Origin of the sequence: Aestuariivivens marinum, from assembly GCF_022662175.1 — a bacterium.
Taxonomy (GTDB): Bacteria; Bacteroidota; Bacteroidia; order Flavobacteriales; family Flavobacteriaceae; genus Aestuariivivens; species Aestuariivivens marinum.
This window is the reverse complement of sequence record NZ_JAKMCR010000001.1, coordinates 1,488,191-1,514,935: the sequence shown is the minus strand read 5'-3', so window position 1 is coordinate 1,514,935 and position 26,745 is coordinate 1,488,191. Positions and strand designations below refer to the sequence as shown.

At 36.1% G+C, this 26,745-nt stretch carries 32 protein-coding genes; 8 read left to right on the top strand and 24 right to left on the bottom strand.

Annotated elements, in window-relative coordinates:
• Positions 1-2: 2 nt before the first annotated feature.
• The 24 genes from rplO to rpsL all read right to left on the bottom strand — a co-directional run bounded on the left by rplO (position 3) and on the right by rpsL (position 12,343).
• Positions 3-455, bottom strand: coding sequence for a 50S ribosomal protein L15 (rplO, locus tag MR053_RS06595; RefSeq protein WP_242131643.1), 453 nt, complete (start codon positions 453-455; stop codon positions 3-5).
• A 16-nt stretch (positions 456-471) separates the two neighbouring features.
• The gene (gene rpmD, locus MR053_RS06590; RefSeq protein WP_223549370.1) at positions 472-651 is read right to left on the bottom strand and encodes a 50S ribosomal protein L30; all 180 of its coding nucleotides are present in this window, start codon (positions 649-651) and stop codon (positions 472-474) included.
• Positions 652-662: 11 nt separating this feature from the next.
• Positions 663-1,187: a 30S ribosomal protein S5 gene (gene rpsE, locus MR053_RS06585; RefSeq protein WP_167917012.1), complete on the bottom strand. Its 525-nt coding sequence runs from the start codon at positions 1,185-1,187 to the stop codon at positions 663-665.
• A 6-nt stretch (positions 1,188-1,193) separates the two neighbouring features.
• Positions 1,194-1,550: a 50S ribosomal protein L18 gene (rplR, locus tag MR053_RS06580; protein ID WP_242131642.1), complete on the bottom strand. Its 357-nt coding sequence runs from the start codon at positions 1,548-1,550 to the stop codon at positions 1,194-1,196.
• Between the two features lie 10 nt (positions 1,551-1,560).
• A complete protein-coding gene (gene rplF / locus MR053_RS06575) occupies positions 1,561-2,103 on the bottom strand; it encodes a 50S ribosomal protein L6 (RefSeq protein WP_242131640.1) in 543 nt (180 codons plus the stop codon).
• An 18-nt stretch (positions 2,104-2,121) separates the two neighbouring features.
• A complete protein-coding gene (rpsH, locus tag MR053_RS06570) occupies positions 2,122-2,520 on the bottom strand; it encodes a 30S ribosomal protein S8 (RefSeq protein WP_223549376.1) in 399 nt (132 codons plus the stop codon).
• 75 nt (positions 2,521-2,595) lie between these two features.
• Positions 2,596-2,865: a 30S ribosomal protein S14 gene (gene rpsN, locus MR053_RS06565; protein WP_242091660.1), complete on the bottom strand. Its 270-nt coding sequence runs from the start codon at positions 2,863-2,865 to the stop codon at positions 2,596-2,598.
• A 3-nt stretch (positions 2,866-2,868) separates the two neighbouring features.
• Positions 2,869-3,420, bottom strand: coding sequence for a 50S ribosomal protein L5 (rplE, locus tag MR053_RS06560; RefSeq protein ID WP_242131639.1), 552 nt, complete (start codon positions 3,418-3,420; stop codon positions 2,869-2,871).
• Positions 3,421-3,425: 5 nt separating this feature from the next.
• On the bottom strand, positions 3,426-3,737 hold the full coding sequence (gene rplX, locus MR053_RS06555; RefSeq protein WP_242131638.1) for a 50S ribosomal protein L24: 312 nt from the start codon (positions 3,735-3,737) through the stop codon (positions 3,426-3,428).
• Between the two features lie 14 nt (positions 3,738-3,751).
• Positions 3,752-4,120 (bottom strand): 50S ribosomal protein L14, encoded by a 369-nt coding sequence (gene rplN / locus MR053_RS06550; protein WP_027138502.1) that lies wholly within the window; start codon positions 4,118-4,120, stop codon positions 3,752-3,754.
• Between the two features lie 2 nt (positions 4,121-4,122).
• A complete protein-coding gene (gene rpsQ / locus MR053_RS06545) occupies positions 4,123-4,380 on the bottom strand; it encodes a 30S ribosomal protein S17 (RefSeq protein ID WP_044626931.1) in 258 nt (85 codons plus the stop codon).
• Between the two features lie 12 nt (positions 4,381-4,392).
• Positions 4,393-4,584, bottom strand: coding sequence for a 50S ribosomal protein L29 (gene rpmC / locus MR053_RS06540; protein ID WP_223549383.1), 192 nt, complete (start codon positions 4,582-4,584; stop codon positions 4,393-4,395).
• 13 nt (positions 4,585-4,597) lie between these two features.
• Positions 4,598-5,017, bottom strand: a complete 420-nt coding sequence (gene rplP / locus MR053_RS06535; RefSeq protein ID WP_223549384.1) for a 50S ribosomal protein L16 — start codon at positions 5,015-5,017, stop codon at positions 4,598-4,600.
• A gap of 20 nt (positions 5,018-5,037) precedes the next feature.
• Entirely contained in the window at positions 5,038-5,757 is a 720-nt protein-coding gene (gene rpsC, locus MR053_RS06530) for a 30S ribosomal protein S3 (RefSeq protein WP_242131634.1), read from the bottom strand.
• A gap of 9 nt (positions 5,758-5,766) precedes the next feature.
• Positions 5,767-6,174 (bottom strand): 50S ribosomal protein L22, encoded by a 408-nt coding sequence (gene rplV / locus MR053_RS06525; RefSeq protein ID WP_242131632.1) that lies wholly within the window; start codon positions 6,172-6,174, stop codon positions 5,767-5,769.
• 6 nt (positions 6,175-6,180) lie between these two features.
• On the bottom strand, positions 6,181-6,459 hold the full coding sequence (gene rpsS, locus MR053_RS06520; protein WP_013869040.1) for a 30S ribosomal protein S19: 279 nt from the start codon (positions 6,457-6,459) through the stop codon (positions 6,181-6,183).
• 3 nt (positions 6,460-6,462) lie between these two features.
• A complete protein-coding gene (gene rplB, locus MR053_RS06515) occupies positions 6,463-7,290 on the bottom strand; it encodes a 50S ribosomal protein L2 (RefSeq protein WP_242131630.1) in 828 nt (275 codons plus the stop codon).
• Positions 7,291-7,300: 10 nt separating this feature from the next.
• Positions 7,301-7,591, bottom strand: coding sequence for a 50S ribosomal protein L23 (rplW, locus tag MR053_RS06510; protein ID WP_223549392.1), 291 nt, complete (start codon positions 7,589-7,591; stop codon positions 7,301-7,303).
• A 5-nt stretch (positions 7,592-7,596) separates the two neighbouring features.
• Complete coding sequence (gene rplD, locus MR053_RS06505) at positions 7,597-8,226, bottom strand: 50S ribosomal protein L4 (protein ID WP_242131628.1); 630 nt, start codon at positions 8,224-8,226, stop codon at positions 7,597-7,599.
• The gene (rplC, locus tag MR053_RS06500) at positions 8,226-8,843 is read right to left on the bottom strand and encodes a 50S ribosomal protein L3 (protein ID WP_242131627.1); all 618 of its coding nucleotides are present in this window, start codon (positions 8,841-8,843) and stop codon (positions 8,226-8,228) included. The genes rplD and rplC overlap by 1 nt, the downstream gene beginning before the upstream one ends.
• A gap of 177 nt (positions 8,844-9,020) precedes the next feature.
• Positions 9,021-9,326: a 30S ribosomal protein S10 gene (gene rpsJ, locus MR053_RS06495; protein WP_223549398.1), complete on the bottom strand. Its 306-nt coding sequence runs from the start codon at positions 9,324-9,326 to the stop codon at positions 9,021-9,023.
• An 11-nt stretch (positions 9,327-9,337) separates the two neighbouring features.
• Positions 9,338-11,464, bottom strand: a complete 2,127-nt coding sequence (fusA, locus tag MR053_RS06490) for an elongation factor G (protein WP_242131625.1) — start codon at positions 11,462-11,464, stop codon at positions 9,338-9,340.
• Positions 11,465-11,471: 7 nt separating this feature from the next.
• On the bottom strand, positions 11,472-11,948 hold the full coding sequence (rpsG, locus tag MR053_RS06485) for a 30S ribosomal protein S7 (protein ID WP_223549401.1): 477 nt from the start codon (positions 11,946-11,948) through the stop codon (positions 11,472-11,474).
• A gap of 20 nt (positions 11,949-11,968) precedes the next feature.
• The gene (gene rpsL / locus MR053_RS06480) at positions 11,969-12,343 is read right to left on the bottom strand and encodes a 30S ribosomal protein S12 (protein WP_223549403.1); all 375 of its coding nucleotides are present in this window, start codon (positions 12,341-12,343) and stop codon (positions 11,969-11,971) included.
• Positions 12,344-12,612: 269 nt separating this feature from the next.
• Here rpsL and MR053_RS06475 point away from each other — a divergent pair, with 269 nt between their 5' ends.
• The 8 genes from MR053_RS06475 (at position 12,613) to MR053_RS06440 (ending at position 26,704) form a co-directional block, all read left to right on the top strand.
• Positions 12,613-14,265 (top strand): POTRA domain-containing protein, encoded by a 1,653-nt coding sequence (locus MR053_RS06475; RefSeq protein WP_242131624.1) that lies wholly within the window; start codon positions 12,613-12,615, stop codon positions 14,263-14,265.
• A 273-nt stretch (positions 14,266-14,538) separates the two neighbouring features.
• Entirely contained in the window at positions 14,539-17,739 is a 3,201-nt protein-coding gene (locus MR053_RS06470; RefSeq protein ID WP_242131623.1) for a SusC/RagA family TonB-linked outer membrane protein, read from the top strand.
• 10 nt (positions 17,740-17,749) lie between these two features.
• Positions 17,750-19,195 carry a SusD/RagB family nutrient-binding outer membrane lipoprotein gene (locus tag MR053_RS06465; RefSeq protein ID WP_242131622.1) on the top strand — a complete coding sequence of 482 codons (1,446 nt, stop codon included), beginning with the start codon at positions 17,750-17,752 and terminating at the stop codon, positions 19,193-19,195.
• A 13-nt stretch (positions 19,196-19,208) separates the two neighbouring features.
• Entirely contained in the window at positions 19,209-19,880 is a 672-nt protein-coding gene (locus MR053_RS06460; RefSeq protein ID WP_242131621.1) for an immunoglobulin-like domain-containing protein, read from the top strand.
• 21 nt (positions 19,881-19,901) lie between these two features.
• Positions 19,902-20,396, top strand: a complete 495-nt coding sequence (locus tag MR053_RS06455) for a lipid-binding protein (RefSeq protein WP_242131620.1) — start codon at positions 19,902-19,904, stop codon at positions 20,394-20,396.
• Between the two features lie 69 nt (positions 20,397-20,465).
• Positions 20,466-21,917: an aryl-sulfate sulfotransferase gene (locus MR053_RS06450; RefSeq protein WP_242131619.1), complete on the top strand. Its 1,452-nt coding sequence runs from the start codon at positions 20,466-20,468 to the stop codon at positions 21,915-21,917.
• Positions 21,918-22,108: 191 nt separating this feature from the next.
• The gene (locus MR053_RS06445; RefSeq protein WP_242131618.1) at positions 22,109-25,249 is read left to right on the top strand and encodes a SusC/RagA family TonB-linked outer membrane protein; all 3,141 of its coding nucleotides are present in this window, start codon (positions 22,109-22,111) and stop codon (positions 25,247-25,249) included.
• A gap of 12 nt (positions 25,250-25,261) precedes the next feature.
• The gene (locus MR053_RS06440; protein WP_242131617.1) at positions 25,262-26,704 is read left to right on the top strand and encodes a RagB/SusD family nutrient uptake outer membrane protein; all 1,443 of its coding nucleotides are present in this window, start codon (positions 25,262-25,264) and stop codon (positions 26,702-26,704) included.
• The last annotated feature ends 41 nt before the right edge of the window (positions 26,705-26,745 follow it).

Below are 26,745 nucleotides of genomic sequence, written 5' to 3'. Positions count from 1 at the left end.
TCTTATAACGTTATTGCCTCACCGCCTGCAGCTTCTATAGCAGCTTTAGCTGAAGCAGAGAACTTGTGGGCAGATACTTTTAATTTAGCCTTTAATTCACCACGACCCAATACTTTTACCAAGTCGTTTTTATCAACCAAACGGTTAGCGAATAAGGTTTCAAAATCTACAGTATCCTTTATTTTCTTGTCATCAACCAATTGTTGTAAGGTATCTAAATTAACACCTTGGTATTCGACACGGTTAATGTTGTTAAAACCAAATTTAGGTACACGTCTTTGAAGTGGCATTTGTCCACCTTCAAATCCTATTTTCTTAGAATACCCAGAACGTGACTTAGCTCCTTTGTGACCACGGGTAGCGGTACCACCTTTACCAGATCCTTGTCCGCGACCTACTCGCTTGCCTTGTGTTTTTACCGAACCTTTTGCCGGCTGTAAGTTACTTAAATCCATTTTTTAGTCTATATTTTTAAGCTTCTTCAACAGAAACTAAATGTGAAACTTTAGCAATCATCCCTAAAATGTTAGGCGTCGCTTCATGCTCTTTTACTTGACCAATCTTTTTAAGACCAAGAGCTTCTAAAGTTCTTTTTTGTCTTAGCGTACGATTGATAGCGCTTTTAACTTTTGTTACTTTAATCTTTCCCATTTCTGATCGTATTAAGCGTTAAAAACTTTTTCAAGTGAAATACCTCTATCCCTTGCAATGGTATTAGCGTCCCTTAATTGTAATAAAGCATCGAATGTTGCCTTTACTACATTGTGTGGATTAGAAGACCCTTGCGATTTAGATAACACATCATGTACACCAACTGCTTCCAATACAGTTCTTACAGCACCACCGGCTATAACTCCTGTACCAGGTGCTGCAGGTATGATATTTACCCTTGCTCCACCGTATTTTCCTTTTTGTTCGTGTGGCAAGGTTCCTTTTCTAATAGGAATTCTAACCAAGTTTTTCTTGGCATCTTCCACGGCTTTTGCAATAGCACTAGCTACGTCTTTAGATTTTCCTAAGCCTTGTCCTACAACACCAGCTTCATCACCAACCACTACAATCGCTGAAAAGCCAAAAGCCCTACCACCTTTAGTTACTTTTGTTACTCTTTGTACACCAACTAAACGATCTTTAAGATCTAATCCACCTGGTTTTACTAACTCTGCACTTTTATATTTTTGAAACATAATTTCTTAGAATTTAAGTCCTGCTTCTCTAGCTCCGTCGGCTAATGATTTAACTCTACCGTGATACAAATAACCACCTCTATCGAAAGCAATGGTCTCTACTCCTGCCTTTAAAGCTTTTTCAGCTAAAGCTTTACCTACAAGGGCAGCAGCTTCAGTTTTATTTACTTTAGCAGTATCAATATCTTTATCCCTTGAAGATGCAGCAACAATGGTTTTTCCAGTTACATCATCAACTATTTGGGCATAAATTTCTTTATTACTTCTGTAAACAGCCAATCTAGGTCTCGCTTCTGTACCAGAAACCACCTTTCTTATTCTGTTCTTTATTCTTAATCTTCTTTCGTTCTTTGTCAATGCCATAACTAAATTATTAAGCTGATTTACCTGCTTTTCTTCTTATTTCTTCACCAACAAACTTGATACCTTTTCCTTTGTAAGGCTCTGGTTTTCTAAAGCTACGAATCTTAGCCGCTACCTGACCTACAAGTTGTTTATCATGAGACGTTAATTTAACGATAGGGTTTTTTCCTTTTTCAGAAACTGTCTCAACTTTAACTTCTGGAGCAATGTCCATTACAATGTTATGTGAGAATCCTAATGCTAAATCTAATTTTTGACCTTGGTTAGATGCTCTATAACCTACACCTACCAATTCCAATTCCTTAGACCAACCTTTAGAAACACCTTCTATCATGTTGTTTACTAAAGCTCTATATAAACCATGTTTTGCTTTTTGGTCTTTAGTATCAGATGAGCGAGTAACCAATACATTACCTTCTTCTACTTTTACCTCTACAGCATCAAAACTTTGTGTTAACTCTCCCAATTTTCCTTTTACAGTAATTACGTTCTCGTTTACGTCTACTGTTACACCTTCTGGAATGGCTACTGGATTATTTCCTATTCTTGACATTTCTTTTGGGTTTTAATATTAGTAAACGAAACATAAAACTTCACCACCTACATTTTCTCTTTTAGCTTGTTTACCTGTCATAACGCCATGAGACGTTGAAACGATAGCTACACCAAGACCATTCAAAATTCTAGGTAATTCATTAGCACCAGCATACTTACGTAAACCTGGTTTACTAACACGTTGAAGTTTTTTAATTACGGGTTCTTTAGTTTCTTTGTTGTACTTAAGCGCTATTTTAATAGTGCCCTGTACTGTTGAATCATCAAACTTGTAACTTAAAATATATCCTTGCTCGAATAATATTTTAGTGATGTCCTTTTTTAAATTAGAAGCAGGAATCTCTACCACTCTGTGGTTGGCACGCACTGCGTTTCTAATTCTAGTAAGATAATCCGAAATTGGATCTGTATACATATTTATTAATTTGCGGATGTGGTTTTCAATACCGTCCCTCGGCTTTGAACCTTCAACCTGTTTATAATTCTTTTATTACCAGCTAGCCTTTTTTACGCCTGGAATAAGACCTTGGTTAGCCATTTCCCTAAACGTTACACGAGAAATTCCAAAAACTCTCATATATCCCTTAGGTCTTCCTGTTAATTTACATCTATTATGCTGACGTATTGGGGAAGCATTTTTTGGCAACTTTTGTAACGCTTCGTAATCGCCAGCTTCTTTTAAAGCTTTACGTTTAGCTGCGTATTTAGCTACTGTTTTTGCTCTTTTTACCTCACGGGCTTTCATTGATTCTTTAGCCATAACTTAGTTCTTTTTAAAAGGTAACCCTAATTCAGTTAATAATGATTTTGCTTCCTTATCTGTTTCGGCAGACGTTACAAAAGTAATATCCATTCCAGAAATTCTGTTTACCTTATCGATATTTATTTCTGGAAAGATGATTTGCTCGGTAACACCTAAGTTGTAGTTACCGCGTCCGTCAAAACCTGTAGCCTTTATACCGTTAAAATCTCTTACCCGTGGTAAGGCAGAAGTAACTAAACGATCTAAAAACTCGTACATTCTCTCGCCTCGTAAAGTAACTTTGGCACCAATTGGCATCCCTTTACGTAATTTAAAAGAAGCAACATCTTTTTTAGATATGGTTGCTATAGCTTTTTGTCCAGATATAGTAGTTAATTCTTCTACGGCGTAGTCGATTAACTTTTTGTCTGCCACAGCAGCTCCAACTCCTTTAGATATTACTATCTTTTTAAGTTTAGGAACCTGCATTACATTTTTATATCCAAATTCGTCTGTAAGAGCAGCAATTACTCTGCTTTTATACTCTTCCTTAAGTCTTGGTGAATATGCCATAACTACTAAATTACTTCTTTAGATTTTGTTGAAAATCTTACTTTCTTATCACCTTCCATTTTGTAACCAATTCTAGTTGTTTCTCCTTTTGCAGTCAACAACGACAAATTAGACACATGGATTGGTGCTTCCTTTTCTACAATACCACCTTGAGGATTTTGTGCACTTGGCTTAGTATGTTTCTTTACTAAGTTCACACCCTCTACGATAGCTTTGTTCTTATCGATTAATACTTTCTGTACTTTCCCTTCTGAACCTTTATGGTCTCCGGCAATAACACGTACTGTATCTCCTGTTTTTATTTTAAGCTTTCCCATCTTAATAATTTGTATTAAAGCACCTCAGGTGCTAATGATACAATTTTCATAAATTGTTTATCACGAAGTTCTCTTGCAACAGGACCAAATACACGCGTACCTCTCATTTCACCTGCTGGGTTTAAAAGGACACAAGCATTATCGTCGAATCTGATATAAGATCCGTCAGGCCGTCTTACTTCTTTTACAGTACGTACTACAACTGCAGTAGAAACAGCACCTTTTTTAATGTTTCCATTAGGTGTTGCATCTTTAACGGAAACAACAATTTTGTCTCCTACAGAAGCGTATCTTCTTTTAGTACCACCTAGAACACGAATGGTCAATACCTCTTTTGCTCCAGTGTTATCTGCTACCTTAAGTCTTGATTCTTGCTGTACCATAATTACTTCGCTCTTTCAATTATTTCAACTAATCTCCAACACTTGGATTTACTTAAAGGACGTGTTTCCATGATCCTTACTGTATCCCCTTCGTTGCAGTCATTTTTCTCGTCGTGTGCTACGTACTTTTTCGTTTTTAAAACGAATTTTCCATACATAGGATGCTTTACCTTTTTCACTTCAGAAACCACAATAGACTTCTGCATTTTGTTACTTGTAACAACTCCTATACGTTCTTTTCTTAAATTTCTTGTTTCCATCTTTCAGCAGAATTATTGTAATTCTCTTTTAGTTAATTCAGTCGCAATTCGAGCTACAGTACGTCTAATAGTACGTAATTGAATTGGGTTCTCTAAAGGAGATATTGCATGTGCCAGTTTAAGGTCTGTATAACTCTTTTTGGTCTCACCAAGTTTTTCTTGTAACTCAGCTGTAGATAATTCTTTAATTTCTGATTGTTTCATATCATTAAATAAATTATGCTTCGTAATCTCTAGCAATAACAAACTTAGTCTTAACTGGTAGTTTTTGTGCTGCTAAGCGCAATGCTTCTTTAGCAATATCTAATGGCACACCACCAATTTCAAATAAAACACGTCCTGGTTTTACAACAGCTACCCAATATTCTACGGCACCCTTACCTTTACCCATACGTACTTCAAGAGGTTTTTTAGTAATAGGCTTGTCTGGAAATATTTTAATCCAAAGTTGCCCTTCCCTTTTCATGTAACGAGTAGCGGCAATACGTGCTGCTTCAATTTGGCGAGATGTTAAAAAATTCGAGTCTAATGCTTTTATACCAAAAGTACCGTTTGAAAGTTGGTTTCCTCTTTGGGAAATCCCTTTCATGCGTCCTTTTTGCTGCTTACGAAATTTTGTTCTTTTAGGCTGTAACATTTTTCTTTTACTTTAAAAAATTACTTTCTACGACGAGGTGCTTTAGCTCCACGTCCTGCTCCACCTTTTCCACCTTGCTTTTTAGATAATCCTACAAGCGGAGAAAGCTCTCTTTTACCATATACTTCACCTTTCATGATCCATACTTTAACACCCAATCTACCATAGGTAGTGTGTGCTTCTACTAAAGCATAGTCAATATCGGCCCTGAATGTTGATAATGGAATACGTCCTTCTTTGTAGTGTTCGCTACGTGCCATTTCAGCACCGTTTAAACGCCCACTAATTTGAATCTTGATTCCTTCAGCATTCATACGCATTGTAGCAGCAATAGCCATTTTTATTGCACGACGGTAAGAGATACGATTCTCTATTTGACGGGCAATACTTGATGCTACCAAAAATGCATCCAGTTCAGGTCTTTTAATTTCAAAGATGTTAATCTGAACCTCTTTTCCAGTAATCTTTTTAAGTTCTTCTTTTAACTTGTCTACCTCTTGACCGCCTTTACCAATAATGATACCTGGACGCGCCGTAGTGATAGTAACGGTTACAAGCTTAAGAGTTCTTTCAATAATTACTCTACTCACACTAGCTTTAGCCAGACGTACGTGAACGTACTTTCTAATTTTATCGTCTTCGGCTAGCTTGTCGCCATAATCGTCTCCTCCGTACCAGTTAGATTCCCATCCTCTGATAATTCCTAAGCGATTTCCGATTGGATTTGTTTTTTGTCCCATACTTCTATCTTAGCTTTGTGTGTTATTGTTAGCACCAACCACTAATGTTACGTGGTTGGAACGTTTTCTAATTCTGTGTGCACGACCCTGTGGCGCTGGACGCAATCTCTTCAACATTGATCCACCATCAACTCTAATTTCTTTTACGAATAATTCAGCCGACTCTACATCTGCATCTTCGTTTTTTGCTTGCCAGTTGGCGATAGCAGAAAGTAATAACTTTTCTAAACGCGATGAAGCCTCTTTTTGGTTGAATTTTAAGATATTAAGTGCTTTTTCTACGCGTTCACCTCTTACTAAATCGGCTACTAAACGCATTTTCCTTGGTGACGTAGGACAGTTATTAAGCTTAGCAAAAGCAACTTGCTTTTTTTCTTCCTTAATAGCGTCTGCCATTTGTTTTTTACGACTTCCCATAGCTTACTACTTTTTACCTTTGTTTTTAGCACCTGCATGCCCACGGAATGAACGTGTTGGTGAAAATTCTCCTAATTTATGACCTACCATGTTTTCAGTTACATAAACTGGTACAAATTGGCGGCCATTGTGCACTGCTATGGTTTGTCCAACAAAATCAGGCGTAATCATACTGGCTCTAGACCAAGTTTTGATTACCGTTTTCTTGTTAGCTTCTACGTTTGCAGCAACTTTTCTTTCTAATTTATAATGAACGTAAGGTCCTTTTTTTAATGATCTTGCCATGTCTTATTTCTTTCTACGTTCTACAATATATTTATTACTTGCTTTTGTTTTAGAACGTGTTCTATAACCTTTAGCCGGGATGCCTTTTCTAGATCTTGGGTGACCTCCAGAAGCACGTCCTTCTCCACCACCCATTGGGTGATCGATTGGGTTCATTACTACTGGTCTAGTACGTGGTCTTCTACCTAACCATCTTGTTCTACCAGCTTTACCAGAGATAAGCAACTGATGGTCTGAGTTAGAAACAACCCCTATAGTAGCCATACAAGTAATCAACACTAAACGGGTCTCACCAGAAGGTAATTTAATAGTAGCAAATTTGCCATCCCTAGCCATTAACTGGGCAAAAGCTCCAGCACTACGAGCCATAACAGCACCTTGACCTGGACGCAACTCCACACAAGAAATAATAGTTCCTAATGGAATTTGACTTAATGGCATAGCGTTTCCAATTTCAGGAGCAACACCCTCATTACCAGACACAACATTTTGCCCAACCTGTAAACCATTTTGAGCAATAATGTATCTTTTCTCGCCATCTTGATAGTTCAATAAGGCAATAAAAGCGGTTCTGTTTGGATCGTATTCTATCGTTTTAACCTCGGCTGGAATACCAGTTTTGTTACGTTTAAAATCGATAATACGATACTTTTTCTTATGACCACCACCTATGTAACGCATGGTCATTTTTCCTTGACTGTTTCTACCACCAGACCTTTTTTTCGGAGCCAATAAACTTTTCTCCGGCTTATCAGTAGTAATGGCGTCAAATCCATTTACTACTCTAAAACGCTGCCCTGGTGTGATTGGTTTTAATTTTCTTACTGACATTGTTGTCTAATTACATGTTACTGTATAAATCAATCATTTCACCTTCCGCCAGTTGTACAACCGCCTTTTTCACAGCGTTTGTTTTACCATGTTGAATACCCGTTTTTGTATAACGTGTTCTTCTATCTGGACGGACATTTATTGTACGAACTTTTTCAACAGAAACCCCATAAGCAGCCTCAACCGCTTGTTTAATTTCTATCTTGTTCGCCTTTGGATTCACTGAAAACCAATAGCAATTTTTCATCTCGCTATCTGCTGTCGCCTTTTCAGTAATTATAGGTTTAATTAAGATACTCATGGTTTCTATTTACTTAAATTTGATTCTATTCCTTCTAATGCGCCTTCTAAAAGCACTACTTGATTAGCGTTTAAAATCCTGTAAGTGTTTAATTCCGAGTTAGTTATAACTTCAGAGCCTTTTAAATTACGCGATGACAAATATACATTATTATTTGAGCCACCCAACACAAACAAAGATTTTTTGTTTTCTAAGTCTAAAGCCTTTAAAACCGCAGTAAAGTTTTTTGTTTTAGGTGCATCAAAATTGAAGTCCTCCAAAACAACTATCGACTTCTCGTTAGCTTTGATACTTAAAGCCGATTTACGTGCTAAACGCTTTAAATTCTTATTAAGTTTGAAGCTATAATTTCTAGGCCTTGGACCAAACATACGCCCACCACCTTTAAACACTCCAGACTTAATACTACCTGCTCTAGCAGTACCAGTACCTTTTTGCTTTTTAATCTTACGTGTACTTCCTGCAATCTCACTTCTTTCCTTAGACTTGTGAGTCCCTTGTCTTTGGTTAGCTAAGTATTGCTTAACATCTAAATACACTGCATGAGTATTAGGCTCAATAGCAAACACTTCTTTAGAAAGCTCGGCTTTTCTACCAGTGTCTTTTCCGTTTATATCTAAAACTGCTACTTTCATTACTTTCTAATAATTACATAAGCGTTTTTGTGTCCAGGTACACAACCCTTAACAACAAGTAAGTTCTTTTCTGGAACTACTTTTAAAACCCTTAAATTTTGAACTTTCACTTTTACTCCACCCATTCTTCCGGCCATTTTCATGCCTTTGAATACTCTTGCAGGGTAAGACGCAGCTCCAATAGAACCTGGCGCTCTTAAACGGTTGTGTTGTCCGTGGGTAGACTGACCTACTCCACCAAAGCCATGACGCTTTACAACACCTTGAAAACCTTTTCCTTTTGATGTTCCTGCAATATCAACAAATTCTCCTTCGTTGAAATGTTCTACGGTGATCGCATCACCTAACTTGTACTCCTCGTCAAAACCCTTAAATTCTATGACTTTGCGTTTTACAGAAGTACCCGCTTTTTTAGCATGACCTAAGTCTGCCTTAGTAGCGCTTTTTTCTGTCGCGTCATCGAAACCAAGCTGAACTGCTTCATAGCCATCAACTTCTTTGGTTCTGACTTGGGTAACGATACATGGTCCAGCTTCGATTACAGTACAAGGAATGTTTTTCCCATTCTCATCGAAGATGCTGGTCATACCGATTTTTTTTCCAATTAACCCAGACATACTGATTTTTGATTTACGATTGCAGATACCTATCTACAATCTTTGTTAATAATTAATCTACTATTTAAAATATTTCAGGGACAAAATACTTTTCGTCCCTGAAATGTATTTTTCCGTTTTTCCCGCGACCGCATCGGTGGGACATGTAAGATTCCGAAATAAGTTCGGAATAACAAACTATACTTTAATCTCTACTTCTACGCCACTTGGTAATTCAAGCTTCATCAAAGCATCGATAGTTTTTGATGAAGAAGAGTAGATATCCAATAAGCGCTTAAATGAACTTAATTGGAATTGCTCTCTAGATTTCTTGTTTACGTGTGGAGAACGTAATACAGTGAAAATTTTCTTGTGCGTTGGTAATGGAATAGGACCAGTTACTACAGCACCTGTACTTTTTACTGTTTTTACAATCTTATCGGCAGATTTATCTACCAAGTTGTGATCGTAAGACTTTAATTTTATTCTGATTTTCTGACTCATGTTCTTAATTTTTAAGCTTCAACGCCTTTAGCTGCCTTGATTACTTCTTCAGATATATTTGAAGGTGTTTCAGCATAATGTGAAAATTCCATAGTTGATGTTGCACGACCAGACGATAATGTACGTAATGATGTTACATAACCGAACATTTCAGATAATGGTACATTGGCCTTTACAACTTTAGATCCTGCTCTATCGCTCATATCATTTACTTGACCACGACGACGGTTAAGGTCTCCTACAATGTCACCCATGTTTTCTTCTGGAGTCAATACCTCCAATTTCATAATAGGTTCCATAATTACAGCTTTTGCAGCTTTTGCAGCAGCTTTAAATCCTATCTTAGCAGCTAATTCAAACGATAACTGATCAGAATCTACATCGTGATAAGATCCATCCGTTAATGTTACTTTCATAGCATCTACTTCGTAACCTGCCAACGGACCGTTCTTCATGGCTTCTTTAAATCCTTTTTCAACAGAAGGAATAAATTCCTTAGGAATGTTACCTCCCTTAATCTCTGATACGAACTCAAGACCTTGCTTACCTTCTTCGGCTGGTTCAAGTTTAAATACAATATCTGCGAATTTACCACGTCCACCAGATTGCTTTTTGTAAACTTCTCTGTGCTCGGCACGTTGCGTAATCGCTTCTTTATACTCTACTTGTGGCTGACCTTGGTTTACTTCAACCTTAAATTCACGTCTTAAACGGTCTACAATAATATCTAAGTGAAGCTCACCCATACCAGAAATAATGGTTTGCCCTGAAGCCTCATCGGTTCTAACAGTAAATGTTGGATCTTCTTCAGCCAATTTACTTAAAGCCATACCTAGTTTGTCAACATCAGCTTTAGTTTTTGGCTCAACAGCAATACCAATTACTGGATCTGGAAAATCCATGGATTCCAATACAATAGGATGCTTTTCATCAGACATGGTATCACCTGTCTTAATATCTTTAAATCCTACTGCAGCCCCTATATCTCCAGCTTCAATATATTCAATAGCATTTTGTTTATTAGAGTGCATTTGGTAAATGCGAGAAATACGCTCTTTTTTACCTGAACGGTTGTTCAAGATATAAGACCCTGCATCTAAACGTCCTGAGTATGCACGGAAGAATGCCAAACGTCCTACGAAAGGATCGGTAGCAATTTTAAATGCTAAAGCAGAAAATGGTTCTTTAGCATCTGGCTTACGCGATATTTCAGTACCTGTATCTGGATTTGTTCCTACAATATTATCTCTATCTAATGGAGAAGGTAAGTAACGACAAACAGCATCCAATAAGAACTGTACCCCTTTATTTTTAAATGAAGACCCACAAATCATAGGAATGATAGCCATATCCATTACAGCAGCTCTAAGCGCAGCGTGCACTTCTTCTTCTGTAATAGAATCTTCATCTTCCATAAATTTTTCTAAAAGATTTTCATCATAAGTAGCTACTTCTTCTATTAAAAGTGCACGATACTTATGGGCTTCTTCTTTTAATTCTTCGGGAATTTCAATAACATCAAAAGTAGCTCCCTGGGTTTCATCATGCCAAACAATAGCACGGTTTTTTACCAAATCGATAATTCCTTTAAAGTCTGCCTCATCACCAATATTTAATACAATTGGCACTGCGTTGGACTTCAACATATCCTTAACCTGTTGGCAAACCCCTAAAAAGTTAGAGCCCTGACGGTCCATTTTGTTAACAAAACCTATACGAGGTACCTTGTAATTATCTGCTAGTCTCCAGTTAGTTTCAGATTGTGGCTCAACACCATCAACCGCACTAAACAAGAATACTAAACCATCCAATACACGTAGCGAACGGTTAACCTCAACGGTAAAGTCAACGTGACCAGGGGTATCAATAATGTTAAAGTGATATCCTTTCGTATCATCGATTGGCTGACCATTTTCCAATGGGAAATTCCATGTACAGGTAGTCGCAGCAGAAGTAATGGTAATACCTCTTTCTTGCTCTTGCTCCATCCAGTCCATAGTAGCAGCACCATCGTGTACCTCACCTATTTTGTGCGATACACCAGTATAATAAAGGATACGCTCTGTAGTTGTTGTTTTTCCTGCATCTATATGCGCAGCAATACCTATATTTCTAGTATATTTTAAATCTCTTGCCATGTCCTAATTAAAATCTAAAGTGAGAGAATGCTTTGTTAGCTTCTGCCATTTTATGAGTATCTACTCGTTTTTTAACTGCCGCACCTTCTTCTTTAGCTGCTGCTAAGATCTCAGCTGCTAAACGTTGTGCCATTGATTTTTCGTTACGCTTACGAGAGTAACCGATTAACCACTTCATGGCAGTTGAAATTTTTCGATCTGGACGAATTTGCATTGGAATTTGGAATGTAGCACCACCCACACGGCGACTACGTACTTCTACGTGAGGCATTACATTTGATAAAGCATCCTTCCAAATTTCTAAAGCCGATTTTTCTTCATCAGTTTTCTTAGCATCTACAATATCAATCGCATCATAGAATACTTTAAACGCTACAGACTTCTTACCATCCCACATCATGTTGTTCACAAAGCGTGTTACCAACTGATCGTTAAATCTTGGGTCTGGTAAAAGTGGTCTCTTTTTAGCTTGTCTTTTTCTCATGTCTTCTTCTTAAAGTTTAATTACTTCTTAGGGCGTTTAGCACCGTACTTAGATCTACGTTGCGTTCTACCTTGCACACCAGCAGTATCCAAAGCACCACGCACAATATGATATCTAACTCCCGGTAAATCCTTTACCCTTCCACCTCTAACCAATACTATCGAGTGCTCTTGTAAATTGTGTCCTTCTCCTGGGATGTATGCGTTCACCTCGTTACCATTAGTTAACCTTACCCTAGCTACCTTACGCATAGCGGAATTTGGTTTCTTAGGTGTTGTAGTGTAAACACGAGTACATACGCCACGTCTTTGAGGACAAGAATTTAAAGCAGCCGATTTACTCTTCTTGGTTATTTTGGCTCTTCCTGTTCTTACTAATTGTGAAATTGTTGGCATAAATTATTATATAAATTTAAAAATCCTCTTCTTAGAGGGCTGCAAAGGTAGAAATTAAAATGAATTATTCAAACCCTAAATCATTAATTTTTAAGTGAATCGAAAAATAAGTTAAGTCGTTATATTATTAGTATCTATTTTACGTTAGATTTACATTAAAAAGCTGGAAGACCGAAGTTAGAAGACCGAAGCTCTAAATGCATTTATTAAATTCTATTTAGCAATCTGTACTTGTGCAAAAAAACACTTTTTTATTCCTTATTATATATATGCTTTTTTCTTCGGAAATAGACAGCCAAAATTTAAGGCTGAACATTGAAGGGAAAAACCAAGCAGAAACTGCAAAAATTGATTCATTGGATTATTTAAAAATTCACCCCAATTATCAATCCATAATAAATGAGGTGCATGCCATTCAAAATACACTTTACAAACAAGGCTATATTGAAAATGATTTGAAATATATTAAAAAGGATAACGACTCTGTTTTTACGGTCAAAATCCAAATAAATCAAAAATTCAACACCATATATATATATTATGACAAAACTGTAGTTGATATTGATACCCTAAATTCAATTTCCAACAATGTCAATGAAAACTATTTTGAGGTACCCTTTAATCAGGTTGAAAACACCCTTTGGATTATAAATTCAAAATTAGTAAACAAAGGCTATCCTTTCGCTAAACTAAAACTATCTAACATATCGATTGACGACAAATACCTAAAAGCTAGTTTAATAATTGAAGCCTTTGATCAAAAAAGACACATTGACAATATCGTAACAAAAGGTTACGATAAATTCCCTAAGTCTTATTTAAAACATTATTTAAAAATTAATCCCAAACAAACTTTCGATTTAGCGGCCATTAAGGCTAAAACCAAAAGACTGAACGATTTAAAATTTGCCAGTCAAATTAAGCCCCCCGAAGTTTTATTTTCAAAAGACTCCACTACCCTCTATTTATATATTGAAAAAACCAAGAGCAATAATTTTGATGGTTTTTTAGGTTTTGGTTCAAACGAAGACTCTGGTACTATTGAATTTGATGGGTATCTAAACTTAAACCTCTCCAATAACCTAAACTATGGTGAAACTTTTAGGCTTTTGTATAAAAGCGATGAAAACGACCAAAAAACCTTTGAAGCCAACCTGTCCCTTCCTTATTTATTTAGATCTCCCGTTGGATTGGATATCCAGCTATATCTTTTTAAACGAGATTCCTCCTTTACCAATGCGAATCAATCGATAAGGCTTCAATATCAAATTAACTCTAAACATAAAATCTACTCAGGCATCAATGGCACAAAATCAAATAACCTCCTTAAAAACTCCACCTCTACAATAACTGACCTTAATGCAAATTACTATGCCTTTGCTTACCAATATATCAATCTTAAACCAGACGATTTGTTGTTTCCTATAAATTCAACATTATATATTGAAACCCTCTTTGGAAAAAGAAAGACCATTGATGTTTCAGAAAGTCAAACAAAATATACTATTGACGCTCTAAAAATTATAGGTTTCAATATTAGAAACAGTCTTTATATAAGATTTAACGGAGCTAGTATAAATTCAGATAATTATTTCGAAAATGAATTGTTACGGTTTGGAGGCATGAATTCCATAAGAGGGTTTGAAGAAAACAGTCTCTATGCCTCATTATTTGGTTTAATTAATACTGAATACCGATATAAAATGAGCAATTCAATATATGCGCATTCAATAATCGATGCCGCCTATTTTGAAAACAAAATCGCCGCTACTAAAGAAAAACTATTTGGATTTGGATTTGGATTTGGCCTTTTAACAAAATCTGGATTATTTAAGTTCGTTTACGCTAATGGAAAAAGTGAAAATCAAAAATTCAAATTATCCAATTCTAAAATCCATTTAAGCTTAACCTCTTCTTTTTAATAAATTCAGTTAAAATTCAGCCTTAAGCACCTCTACTCAATATTAACAATTCATTAACAAACAAGTTGTTATGCTTGCATAACAATCACATAAAAGGCTTTAAGGAATTAAAAGCGATTTGTTAAAACAGCAACTTATATCTATAAAAAAGAATTGATTTTTTAAGAAAAATGTATTTCGAAATAAGTGAAACATTAATTTTTAACTCAAATTTGTTGTTTTATTAACTTTTTATTAAGACTTTTGGCATTGACTAATTCAAATAATTAAGAAATGAAAACAAAGTTTAGCGGAATGCTAGCGCTTTTCCTTGCGCTAGTTGTGCAGTTTGCTATTGCACAAGAAAAGACAATTACCGGTACTGTTTCAGATAATAGCGGATTACCGCTACCGGGAACAACTGTCTTAATTAAAGGTACTTCCACTGGTACCTCTACCGATTTCGATGGTAATTATTCAATTAAAGCAAACACTGGAGATGTTTTAGTTTATAGCTTTGTAGGATATACTACTAAAGAAATCACTATAGGCTCGTCTAGTACCATTAATGTTACCATGCAAGAAGATGCTGCAGTATTAGAAGAAGTAGTGGTAACTGCTTTAGGTATTAAAAGACAAAAAAGATCCCTTGGGTATGCTGCTACAGCTATTGATGATGAACAGCTAACAGAAGTTACTACAGTGAACCCTCTAGAAAGTTTATCGGGTAAAGTTGCTGGTGTAGATATTACAGCACCCAATCAACCAGGAGCTTCCCCCAGAGTTATACTAAGGGGATACACTTCATTAAATGGCAATGGTCCTTTATATGTTGTTGATGGCACACCAATTTCTAGTTCGGTTAATACAGGAAGTGTTTCTGGGCGAACAACAGATGTAAACAGATCTTTTGATGGTGGTAGTAACATTAACGATATTGACCCAAACTCTATAGAAAGCATCAATATCCTTAAAGGTGGTGCAGCAACTGCGTTATATGGATCTAGAGCAGCAAATGGAGCAATTATAATTACTACCAAAAAAGGTAAAGCTGATCAAAAGTTAACAGTCGAGATTAAAAGCTCTATTGACTTTTTAGAAGTTTCCAGAGTTCCTCACTTACAATATCAATTTGGTCAAGGATGGGATGGTCTAGGATATTCCTTCACACCAGCAGGAACTTTAGGTGCTTCTAACGAGAATGGTTCTTGGGGTCCTGAATTTAATGGGGAAATAAGAACATGGGGGCAAATTGTAAATAACAGCCAATTAATAAAGCCTTATGTAGCACTTGAGGACCAAATGTTAGATTTCTTTGATATTGGAAACACCTATGCCAATACCATTAGGTTAAGCGGAGGCTCTGATAATTCAGATTTCTCTCTTACATTTTCCAGATTGGATACTGATGGTGTTTTCCCAACAGATGCAGATGCTTTGAAAAAAAATACCCTTTCTGTTAATGCAGGACTCTCCCGTGATAGATTTAGGGTTAGAATAGCCGCCAATTATGCCCAAACACGCCAAAATGCAATTAATACAGGACAAGGAGATGATGCAGGCCAAGGGGCTACTTTAGTACAAGAGTTATTGCAGGTTCCTACCGATGTAAGTATTATTGACATGAAGGATTATTTAGGCAATCCATTTTATGGAAACGATTGGTTCTATACTCCTTATGCAAGAAACCCCTATTGGGTTTTGAATGAAAACGCAACAAATGTAAGACGTGAGAACCTTTACGGCAATATCAATTTCCAATATGACATCTTATCCAATTTAATAGGAACATTTCAGTTAGGTACCAACATTGTTAATAATGGGGTTCACAGTCATGGAGCTGTAGTTAATTTCACTCCAGGCTCAGCTAATGATGCTCTTGGCCAAAACCCAATAGTTGGTGGTGTTACAGAACTTATGAGTCAAAGGAGGCAATATGAAGCATTACTATATTTTGATTATAATACAGAATTATCTGATGATTTTGGTTTAGAAGCAAATTTGGGTGGTGAATTACGAAATTCTCAGTTCTCTTCTTTAGATGTAACAGTCACTAATTTAGATGTGCCTAATTTTTATGAAATTTCAAATTCTGCTGTAACTCCAATAACAGAACAAAATGATTCTCAGCTTAAAAATTACTCACTTTTTGGATCCTTAACCCTTAATTATAAAGACAGGATTTACTTAAATCTTACCGGTAGGAATGAGTGGGCATCTACTTTAGGTATTGGAAATAATTCATTCTTCTACCCATCTGCTAACATGAGTGCTATTGTTGTAGATAATGGTCAACATTTTGTAAAACTTAGAGGAGGATATTCTCAATTGGCCAATAGTGCAGCTGTATATTTAACCCAAAGTGAAGCTGCTCAAGGTGAGAATGACGGGTATTTTGGAAAAATTCTTTACCCCTTTGGCGGTGTTAACTCCTTCGAAATTGGTAGAACCTTAGGAAATGCTGGTATTAAGCCTGAATTTACCGATGAATATGAAGTTGGTGCCGAAGTAGCCCTATTCAATAGACGTGTTACTATTGATGCTGCTTATTACAATAAGAAAACAGACGGTGTCATCACGCAGTTACAATTACCTCCTACCACAGGTTATAGGGAGATTTTTGGAAATTATATGGACGTAGAAAACAAAGGAGTGGAATTAGCTGTAGGTTTAGTTCCTGTAAGAACCGATGATTTTAGTTGGAATATCGATTATACATTTACTAAAAATAAAAATGAGGTAACCAGATTACCAGAAGGATCTGAAAAACTTTTGCTTAATAGTGCTTATAGTGTTAGCTTTTATGCTATTAAAGGTCAACCATTGGGTGTATTTCAGGCCCTAGGCCCCAAAACTAATGATACTGGCCAAATTATAGTTGGGGACGATGGATATCCCGAAACCACAGATGAAGAAGTTACATTAGGTGACTCGCAACGCGATTTTGTGATGGGGCTACAAAACACCTTTAAATATAAAAATTTCAGGTTATCATTTGCTTTTGATTGGAAAGAAGGTGGTGAGATGTACAGTTATACTTCAAGATTGTTAGGTTTTACTGGAAATTCCCCAGCAACGACCTATAATGATCGCTTACCATTTATCATTCCAAATTCAGTTGTGGATAACGGTGATGGTACATATTCAGAAAACACTACCCCTGTTGGCTTCGAGGATGTAGGGGGATACTACAATGCTTCAAATAACCCTAGTACAGAAGCCACAAATCATATTATAGATAAAACATTTGTTCGTTTAAGAGATGCCTCTTTGTCGTATTCTTTCCCTTCAAATTGGATTGAAAATACAGGGATTAGCGATTTAACTGTGAGTTTATATGGCAGAAACCTTTTTATGTGGACTCCCGATGAAAACCCATATGTTGATCCAGAAGTCACTTCTTTTGGTGGTGCTGACTTAGTAACTGAATTTGGCGAGTTTGCTGCAAACCCTGCACAAAGAACCTATGGATTTTCACTTAAAATGACATTTTAAAAAATAGATTATGAAAAAAATAATAGTATTATTAATCGGATTTACATTGATCTTCTCGTGTGACGATCAATTAGATATTAACCGAGACCCTGATTTCTTATCACCAGATCAATTAGCGTTATCGGTTAACTTACCTACAGGTATTACAGGTATTGCAGCTGCACAAGGAGCTACCTATGCCATAATAGGTGGATTTTGGTCCCAACATTGGACACAGAGTAATGCTGCTAATCAATACCGAGTTATTGATAGTTATGATTTGAATACAACAAGTACTATTCAAACAGGTGCTTGGTTAGATATGTATGATGCTCTTTTAGACATTAGAAATGTAAAAAGAAATGCTGAGAACCAAGAGAATTGGAATTATTTTTTAATTGCAACGGTAATGGAAACTTGCGCATCGCAATTATTAACAGATTTTTATGGTGACATTCCCTATAGCGAGGCAAATGACCCTGAAATTTTCCAACCGGTATTTGACCCTGGCGATTCTGTATATGATCAAATGATTGCAGACTTAGATGAAGCCCTTGGAAAAAATTTATCGGCTTCACAGGGTAATGCACCGGGAATTGACGATTTGGTTTTTGGAGGCGATATGAGCGCATGGGTTAAATTTGCCAATACTATGAAATTAAAAATCTTTATGAGACAAACTGAAGCAAGACCAAGTGTTGCACAATCTGGGATTTCAAGTATGCTCAGTTCAAATGCACAGTTTTTGGATGAAGATGCGGCTATAACACAATTTAAAGATCAGGCCAATCAAAGTAATCCTTTGTATGAGTCGGACAGAAGACAATTAAATGTGCAAACAAACCTTAGAGCAAGCACCACCATGTATTCATTTTTTGAAAGTAACAGTGATGCACGTCTATCTAAATATTACGGCCCAGGAAACCCTTTAGATCAAGGCGACTTCAACAATACTGATGTTGCTCCAGCTTCTATATCGGTTGTTAATTTAAGTGCCACAACACCCTTATACTTTATAAGCCATGAAGAAAGTTTATTTCTTCAAGCAGAAGCAGCGTTAAGATACAACAATGGTACAGGCGCTAAAGCTTTATACGATGCAGCCGTTATTGAAAACTTTAGTAAGTGGAGTCTTGATGGTTCAGCACATGTGGCTGCCAGTGGTGTATATGAGTACCCTTCAGGGGGAACCACAGCAGAACAATTAGAGGCTATCATTGTACAAAAATGGGCTGCCAGCTTCCCTGGAAACGGTTTTGAGTCCTATTTTGAGTGGTTAAGAACTGGTTACCCTAAAACTTCAAATGTTGCACAAAGTGATGCTGGCTATATTCCTGGTGAATTTGCTTACTCATTAGAAGGTTCAACTGGTGGTGTATTTCCCCAACGAATTGAATATCCAAATACAGAACTTCAAAGAAATGGAAATGCTCCTACTTTATTAGACATAAAAACACCGATTTGGTGGAATCAATAAAAAATTTAAGATTATGAAAAAAGCAATAATTTTATTAATGACCATCGTTACCAGTGTTTTTATTGGCTGCGATACAGAATCTACAGGAAACGTTTCGAGAGTTACCGTATTTCCTGAACTAACAATCAATGGTGACGCTACTATTTTTCATGTAGCTGGAACTCCTTTCAATGATCCTGGTGCCAACGCCACGGTAGGGGGTTCACCTATAGAGTTTTCAACTAATTCAAATTTAGACACCAATACACCCGGAATTTATACGATTAGCTATTCAGCTTTCAATGAAGATGGTTTTGAAGCTGCAGCAGTTCGTACGGTTTATGTATATGAAACTGGTGACGACATAGCAGGAATCTATAACGGTATTCGTGATAACAGAGGTTTTGGTGGATTGGTTTTAGTTTCTACCAGAAATGATGGTGATTATAATATATCTGATATGCTTGCTGGTTATTATCATCAAGGTCTTGGATATGGCCCAGCATATTCATTCCCCGGAGTTATAGCTGTAACTAATGGCGTAGTAACTCATGTGCAACTTGGAATGGGAGGTTTTGGACCTGTATCAATACAAAATGGATCAGCAGATACTAGTGGTTCAACAACAGTTATGAAATGGTTTGGACAATTAGACAATTATGCTCCATTTGGATTTGATGTTACATTCACAAAAATTACTGATTAACTTAACAATATTAATATAGACATGAAGAAATTTAAATATAATATAGTTAATTCTCTAGTTTTAATTTTATTCACATGTGCATTAGTTGTATCTTGTGATGAAGGAGGGGAATTGGATCCAGGAGAAACTGCACTTGTTGAAGTTGCAGGAGATTGGGTTGTTGAAATTGAAAGAGATGGTAGTCACTGGGATCATAATATAATTAGTACTTATAATACTGCTGCTAACAGTCCTACTGTGATGTGGTTAGACGACCTAGAGCATGGTTGGGGGTTAAAGGCCAAAGTTCCGGTAAACCTTCAAGCCAAGACATTTGGTGGAAACAACTTAGAAGAGATATATTACGATGTTACAGTAAATATTACAGAAGGCGTAATTATAAAGAATGGTGCAACAGCACCTAGTGGAACGGTTGTAGACAGCATCTATTTTAAAGCCGAATTTTCAGATATTCCCGGTCAAATTTGGGAATATTATGGCTACAAGAGAACAGGTCATTTAGAAGATGAACCTTAATTATTAGATTTGTTAAACTCAAAAGCCATCCAATATTTGGGTGGCTTTTTGATATTACAAAACATTGCAATGTTAACAAAGAAAAATACTATTATAATCATTGTTTCTGCAATTATTCTACTTTCTTGCAGTAGCGAAAACAATACAATCATAGACAATCCCGATCTAGAACCACCTGTTGTCGATATTGAAATTCCTAAAGAAAATTCATTAGGTGTTTTGTTGAATAAAAAAGGTGTTTTTGATGGATTTTCTTTATTTACGCCCTCTAAGTCTACAGAAACATATCTTATAAACAATTGTGGAGAAGTAATAAATAAATGGTCTAGTGAATATAAATCTGGTAAATCGGTGAATCTATTAGAAAATGGAAATTTGCTGAGAGCTGGAGAAATTTTAAATCAAAATATTAAAATTGGTGGTATTGGTGGTGTGATAGAGCTATTCGATTGGGATGGAAACTTAATTTGGAGTTACATTTATTCATCGGAACAATTTAGTCACCATCATGATGCCATTCCCTTACCTAATGGCAATTTACTTTTATTAATTGCAACCAGAAAAACTTATGATGAAGCCATTTCTGCGGGTAGAGACCCAGATACAATGATTGATGGTGAATTATATAACGAACAAATTGTTGAAGTGGAAATGATTGGTAATGACCAAATAAATATTGTTTGGGAATGGAATATATGGGACCATCTCATTCAGGATTTTGACATGACCAAGGATAATTATGGAGTTATTGAAGACAATCCTCAATTATTGAACATAAACTTTGTGGGTAGATCGGCAGATAAAGCAGATTGGTTACACGCTAACTCCATACAATATAATTCAACTTTAGATGAAATAATTATTAGTTTTCAAGGAACCAGTGAAATATTCATTATCGACCATTCTACCACAACCGAACAAGCTGCATCACATGCTGGTGGAAACAAAAATAAAGGCGGAGATATTTTGTATCGCTGGGGGAACCCAATATCATATAACCTTGGTTCAGAAGAGGACAGAACCTTATGGGGACAGCATTACCCACATTGGATTCCAGATTCCTACCCGGACGGAGGCAAAATTCTTATATTCAATAATGGCCTTGAACGTATTGGAGACTTTTCAACTGTAAACATAATTTCCCCTCCAAAAACAAGTACTGGAGATTACATTATTAACCCTGGTGAAGCTTTTGCTCCTCAAGTAGCCGAATGGGAATATAAAGCTGATATGTTTTTTTCAGAAATAATTTCAAGTGCACAAAGACTACCAAATGGAAACACATTGATTTGTGAAGGCACCAAAGGACGCTTTTTTGAAATTGATGAAAATAAAAATGTAATATGGGAGTACATAAACCCAGACTCTGGTTCAGGTATTTTATCACAGGGAGACATGGCACTAGATAATGCTGTATTTAGAGTTTTTAAGTATAGCAAAGAATATCCTGCTTTCAATAATAAAGACTTAACACCTCAAAATCCTATTGAATTAGAATTTAATATAGGAAATTGCCATTAAAAGGTAATCCTAAAAAAAGTTAAGAAAATAGACCTTCATCTACATTAACAATTAAAAATCTAAACAATTTAAAAATAGTTTAATCTTAAAATGTTAATTATTTAACCAAAACATACTTTTCAGTTATCTTTCTTTGTTTTTTAAAAAATTTATCATGATTTTTGAACTTGACTAATTCTAATAATTATAACATGAAAAGAAAATTGAGTGGAATGTTAACGCTATTCCTAGCGTTTGTGGTGCAATTTACATTTGCACAGGAAAAGACAATAACCGGTGTAGTCTCCGATGAAAGTGGACTCCCTTTGCCAGGAACTACTGTCTTATTGAAAGGAACTTCAACAGGAGTATCAACAGATTTTGATGGTAAGTATTCAATTACTGCTAGCGCAGGTCAAGTGCTTGTATTTAGCTTTGTTGGGTATACAAATCAAGAAGTAACCGTTGGAGCTTCCAATACAATCAATGTAACCATGCAAGAGGATGTATCGGCTCTTGATGAGGTGGTAGTGGTTGCTTATGGTACACAAACAAAACAATCTATTGTTGGTTCTGTGGGTGTAATCTCTGATGCCGTTATTGAAACCCAACAAGTTACCTCTCCTCTAAGGGCAATTCAAGGAGCCGTTCCAGGTGTTAATTTATTGACACAAGGAGGGCAACCTGGAAATAATCCAGAAATAAGAATAAGAGGTTTTGGTAGTTTAAATGCCTCTCAAGACCCTTTGATTGTAGTCGATGGTGCTCCTTTTAATGGTAACCTAAATACCATAAGTCAAGATCAAATAGAATCTATATCGGTCTTAAAAGATGCATCTTCTACTGCTTTATATGGTTCTAGAGGTGCTAACGGTGTTATTTTAATTACCACTAAAAAGGGGACAAAGAATACTGCTCCTAAATTAACCTTTAGGTCACAAATTGGTATATCTAATCCTACTATAGGCTTGCACGATTTGGTTAAATCAGAAGATTATTTAAAATTGAATTGGGAAGCGTTGAAAAATACCAATCAATATGTAAATAATCAGTCCCCTACTGATGCAGCCCAAAATGCAACCAATCAATTAATTGATTACGTTGGTTATAATCCATATAGTGTTTCTAACCCTATTGATGTTAATGGTAATTTGGTAGCTGGAGCAAACTTATTATGGGAAACAGACTGGGAAGATGTTTTATTAAACGATGATGCCTTGCGCGTTAACCATAATGTAAGCCTTTCTGGTGGTGATGACAAGTCAACTTATTTCATGTCAATTGACTACTTAAAAGATCAAGGTCCTGTAATTAGATCAAATTTTGAAAGGGTTTCTGCCCGATTAAACTTAGAATCACAAGTTACTAATTGGCTAAAGGCTGGTTTAAGAACTAGTTTTTCAAGATCTAATTCAGGTAATCCAGATCAAACCAGTGGAAGTGTACAACAAGTTATCTCATATATTTATGGTGTAGCTGGAATTTATCCAATTTATGTTAGGGATGCTAACGGTGCCTTAATAAGAGATTCCGGAGGCAATTTAATTTATGATATAGGTGATGGCTATATAGTAGGGCAACCCGTAAATAGCGTAAGGTCTACTTTTGGTGGAGAAAATGTTCTAGCCACAATTATGTTAGGTGAAGAAAAAAGAAAAAGAAGTAATTTTCTTGGGAATGCCTATGCGGAAGTTAAATTATTTGAAGGTTTGACTTTTAAAACTAACTTTAGTTACGAACAATACTTGTTCGATTTGTTTAGTTTCAATGATGACCTCGTTGGTTTTGCTGCAGGTATTGGGGGTAGAATTTCTCAACAAAGAGATATCACTACTACTGTAAATGCTATTCAAAGCCTTAATTACAATAAAGATTTTGGAAATCACAACCTTGGTCTCGATTTAATAACAGAAGCCTATACATTTAATTACGATTACTTAAATGCGCAAGGAACTGGGTATCTAGCTGGAGTTGAAGTTTTAGACGGAAGAACTGTTCCTGAAGATGTTGGAGGTAACCTAAATGCCGAACGCCTAAATAGTTATTTAGCCAGAGTATCCTATAACTATAACAAAAAATATTATGCTGAATTCTCGGGTCGTAGGGATGGTTCTTCAAGATTTGGTTCAGATGTGAGATGGGGTAACTTTTTTGCAGCTGGTGCCAGTTGGGTCGTTTCAGGAGAGTCGTTCTTAAATAATAGCAATATCTTAACGTATTTAAAACTTAAAGGTTCTTATGGTGAGTTAGGAAACAATCAAGTACTAGATGCTTTGGGCAATCAAGTTTATTTCCCTTACCAATCTGGGTTTAACCTTGGCTGGAATAATGAAGGTAATACAGGTGTACTATTATCTGGGGTAGCCGATCCATTTATTACTTGGGAAAAAACAGCATCAACAAATGTTGGATTAGATTTCGAATTATTTAATGGTGCTCTATCTGGAACTGTTGAATATTTTAACAAAGAATCGATAGATTTAATATATGATAAACCATTGCCTTCTTCTACAGGTGTAAGTGAAATTACTACTAATGTTGGATCTATTAAGAACTTTGGCTGGGAAGCGTCTTTAAAGTCAAATATTTTAAATACTGATGATTTTACTTGGACTGCCGGACTTAACTTTTCCCTTATTGAAAATGAGATTACTGAACTTACTCAAGATGAGTTTATTAACGGTTCCAAATTATGGAAAGTTGGTAACTCCATTTACGATTTCTACATTCGTGATTGGGCTGGAGTTGATCCTGCCGACGGTAGAGGCATGTGGTTTTTGGATATAGAAGATGCCGAAGGTAATGTTATTGACAAGGTTACGACCAAAAACTATAACGAAGCAACGAGATACCAACAAGGAAGTTCTATTCCAGATGTTTTTGGGGGGTTAACTACTTACTTAAGGTATAAACAATTTGATTTGAACATTCTAGCCAATTTTAGTTTTGGAGCGCAGTTATTGGACACCGATTACTCTGGTTTGATGAATCAGTTTGAAAATCCTGGAAACCCAATTCATCCAGATAACTTTAACAGATGGCAAAACCCTGGAGACATTACAGATGTACCATTACTACTAGCCAGCAATAATGATCATGCTGGAAGGTCTAGTCGTTTCCTAGTCGATAACGATTATGTGCGCTTAAAAAGTTTAACCTTTGGATATAATTTTCCAGAATCAACATTAAATAGATTTGGCGTTAGCAGATTACGCTTATTCTTACAAGCCGATAATATGCTAACATGGCAATCCCATAAAGGTATAGATCCAGAGCAATCTTTTAATGGTTTAACAAATAACAGATCGCCTTTATCTAAAACCATTACTTCAGGTGTGATTGTAGAATTTTAAAAAATTATGAAAATGAAAAAAATTATTAACTTAAAAAGATATACCATTCTTTTATCGTTTGCCTTTTTAACAATAGTGGGCTGCTCAAAAGAATTTTTAGATGAACCAAAAAACACCGATGGTGTGACTTCTGATGTAGTGTTTTCCAACAATTCTACCGTGGAAGCGTTTATTACTGGTATTCTCAGGAATTTTAGAAGTCAATATAACCTAGTTGATTCAGCTGGGCTTCAATCTATTTATTTTGCAAGGACCATTAAAGGGAATGATTTAATTCAAGCACCTAGCTGGTACCTATTCGATTATAGTCATGAAAATAGAGAGCCAAACTATAGGCGTACTGTTTTTAATTGGGATTTTAGCTATGAAATTATTAATCAGGCCAACACCTTAATTCAAGGCGTTACCAATAGTACCACGCTAGATGATGCTGCTAAAAAAGAATATATTGCAGTAGGCAAAACGCTTAGGGCGTTTTATTACTTTCAGTTAGCATTAGATTTTACTCCTAACTACACTACCAACTCTAGTATATCCAGATTACCTATATATACTGAGCCCGCAACAGGGGAATCCGAAGGTAATCCAACAAGTGCTACAAGTGAAGTTTATAGCCTAATTATCTCAGATTTAAAAGCTGCTATTGCCGATTTATCTGCCAATAGACTTGGGAAAAGCTATATCAATAAAGCAGTGGCCCAAGGTATTTTAGCCCGTGTCTTATTAGTAACACAAGACGATTGGGCTTTAGCGTCATCCTCAGCTAGAGAAGCTTATGGCGGTGATGCCGCTGCTGCTGTACCATCAACGAGTTATGGAACAGGATTTCTAGATATGAGTGATCCAGAATGGATTTGGGCCATGTACCAAGACCAAGTAGAATCGACATACTACTATGGTGCACCTGCCAATTTTACAGATCATATCTCAGCACCTGCTTTTTATAAGGCCACGTATATTAACAAAAACTTTGTGAATACCTTCTCTGATACAGATGAAAGAAATTTATTTTTCGACTTATATGGCTCTTCTACTCCTTACAGAGAATTCATTACCACGAAATTCTCATTTACATTAGAAGAAGATTTTGCCATACTGAGAAAATCTGAAATGGTCCTTATAGATGCTGAAGCACAATACCATTTAAATAATGAAAGTGCCGCACATGATTTACTCTACGCATTACAAAAAGACAGAGATCCTAATGCTGTAAAGTCTTCAAATACAGGGCAAGCCTTATTAGATGAAATTTTACTGGAAAGACGTAAAGAATTGTACGGTGAAAATGGTGTTGAATGGTTTGATTTAAAAAGATACAAAAAACCTATTGTAAGGGACGATGTGCACAGGGTTGTACTTACTGTACCTGCAGACAGCCCATTATGGTGGCTCAAAATACCTGAAAAAGAGATTGATGCCAATCCAAATATTGATGACAGCATTAATAATGAATAAATTTTCATTATAGGATTCAAATGATAAATGGTTTTTTACCA

Excerpts from the sequence above, each read along its gene's own strand:
- rplO (WP_242131643.1), bottom strand. The coding sequence starts at position 455 with ATGGATTTAAGTAACTTACAGCCGGCAAAAGGTTCGGTAAAAACACAA.
- rpmD (WP_223549370.1), bottom strand. The coding sequence starts at position 651 with ATGGGAAAGATTAAAGTAACAAAAGTTAAAAGCGCTATCAATCGTACG.
- rpsE (WP_167917012.1), bottom strand. The coding sequence starts at position 1,187 with ATGTTTCAAAAATATAAAAGTGCAGAGTTAGTAAAACCAGGTGGATTA.
- rplR (WP_242131642.1), bottom strand. The coding sequence starts at position 1,550 with ATGGCATTGACAAAGAACGAAAGAAGATTAAGAATAAAGAACAGAATA.
- rplF (WP_242131640.1), bottom strand. The coding sequence starts at position 2,103 with ATGTCAAGAATAGGAAATAATCCAGTAGCCATTCCAGAAGGTGTAACA.
- rpsH (WP_223549376.1), bottom strand. The coding sequence starts at position 2,520 with ATGTATACAGATCCAATTTCGGATTATCTTACTAGAATTAGAAACGCA.
- rpsN (WP_242091660.1), bottom strand. The coding sequence starts at position 2,865 with ATGGCTAAAGAATCAATGAAAGCCCGTGAGGTAAAAAGAGCAAAAACA.
- rplE (WP_242131639.1), bottom strand. The coding sequence starts at position 3,420 with ATGGCATATTCACCAAGACTTAAGGAAGAGTATAAAAGCAGAGTAATT.
- rplX (WP_242131638.1), bottom strand. The coding sequence starts at position 3,737 with ATGGGAAAGCTTAAAATAAAAACAGGAGATACAGTACGTGTTATTGCC.
- rplN (WP_027138502.1), bottom strand. The coding sequence starts at position 4,120 with ATGGTACAGCAAGAATCAAGACTTAAGGTAGCAGATAACACTGGAGCA.
- rpsQ (WP_044626931.1), bottom strand. The coding sequence starts at position 4,380 with ATGGAAACAAGAAATTTAAGAAAAGAACGTATAGGAGTTGTTACAAGT.
- rpmC (WP_223549383.1), bottom strand. The coding sequence starts at position 4,584 with ATGAAACAATCAGAAATTAAAGAATTATCTACAGCTGAGTTACAAGAA.
- rplP (WP_223549384.1), bottom strand. The coding sequence starts at position 5,017 with ATGTTACAGCCTAAAAGAACAAAATTTCGTAAGCAGCAAAAAGGACGC.
- rpsC (WP_242131634.1), bottom strand. The coding sequence starts at position 5,757 with ATGGGACAAAAAACAAATCCAATCGGAAATCGCTTAGGAATTATCAGA.
- rplV (WP_242131632.1), bottom strand. The coding sequence starts at position 6,174 with ATGGGAAGTCGTAAAAAACAAATGGCAGACGCTATTAAGGAAGAAAAA.
- rpsS (WP_013869040.1), bottom strand. The coding sequence starts at position 6,459 with ATGGCAAGATCATTAAAAAAAGGACCTTACGTTCATTATAAATTAGAA.
- rplB (WP_242131630.1), bottom strand. The coding sequence starts at position 7,290 with ATGTCAGTAAGAAAATTAAAACCAATCACACCAGGGCAGCGTTTTAGA.
- rplW (WP_223549392.1), bottom strand. The coding sequence starts at position 7,591 with ATGAGTATCTTAATTAAACCTATAATTACTGAAAAGGCGACAGCAGAT.
- rplD (WP_242131628.1), bottom strand. The coding sequence starts at position 8,226 with ATGAAAGTAGCAGTTTTAGATATAAACGGAAAAGACACTGGTAGAAAA.
- rplC (WP_242131627.1), bottom strand. The coding sequence starts at position 8,843 with ATGTCTGGGTTAATTGGAAAAAAAATCGGTATGACCAGCATCTTCGAT.
- rpsJ (WP_223549398.1), bottom strand. The coding sequence starts at position 9,326 with ATGAGTCAGAAAATCAGAATAAAATTAAAGTCTTACGATCACAACTTG.
- fusA (WP_242131625.1), bottom strand. The coding sequence starts at position 11,464 with ATGGCAAGAGATTTAAAATATACTAGAAATATAGGTATTGCTGCGCAT.
- rpsG (WP_223549401.1), bottom strand. The coding sequence starts at position 11,948 with ATGAGAAAAAGACAAGCTAAAAAGAGACCACTTTTACCAGACCCAAGA.
- rpsL (WP_223549403.1), bottom strand. The coding sequence starts at position 12,343 with ATGCCAACAATTTCACAATTAGTAAGAACAGGAAGAGCCAAAATAACC.
- MR053_RS06475 (WP_242131624.1), top strand. The coding sequence starts at position 12,613 with ATGCTTTTTTCTTCGGAAATAGACAGCCAAAATTTAAGGCTGAACATT.
- MR053_RS06470 (WP_242131623.1), top strand. The coding sequence starts at position 14,539 with ATGAAAACAAAGTTTAGCGGAATGCTAGCGCTTTTCCTTGCGCTAGTT.
- MR053_RS06465 (WP_242131622.1), top strand. The coding sequence starts at position 17,750 with ATGAAAAAAATAATAGTATTATTAATCGGATTTACATTGATCTTCTCG.
- MR053_RS06460 (WP_242131621.1), top strand. The coding sequence starts at position 19,209 with ATGAAAAAAGCAATAATTTTATTAATGACCATCGTTACCAGTGTTTTT.
- MR053_RS06455 (WP_242131620.1), top strand. The coding sequence starts at position 19,902 with ATGAAGAAATTTAAATATAATATAGTTAATTCTCTAGTTTTAATTTTA.
- MR053_RS06450 (WP_242131619.1), top strand. The coding sequence starts at position 20,466 with ATGTTAACAAAGAAAAATACTATTATAATCATTGTTTCTGCAATTATT.
- MR053_RS06445 (WP_242131618.1), top strand. The coding sequence starts at position 22,109 with ATGAAAAGAAAATTGAGTGGAATGTTAACGCTATTCCTAGCGTTTGTG.
- MR053_RS06440 (WP_242131617.1), top strand. The coding sequence starts at position 25,262 with ATGAAAAAAATTATTAACTTAAAAAGATATACCATTCTTTTATCGTTT.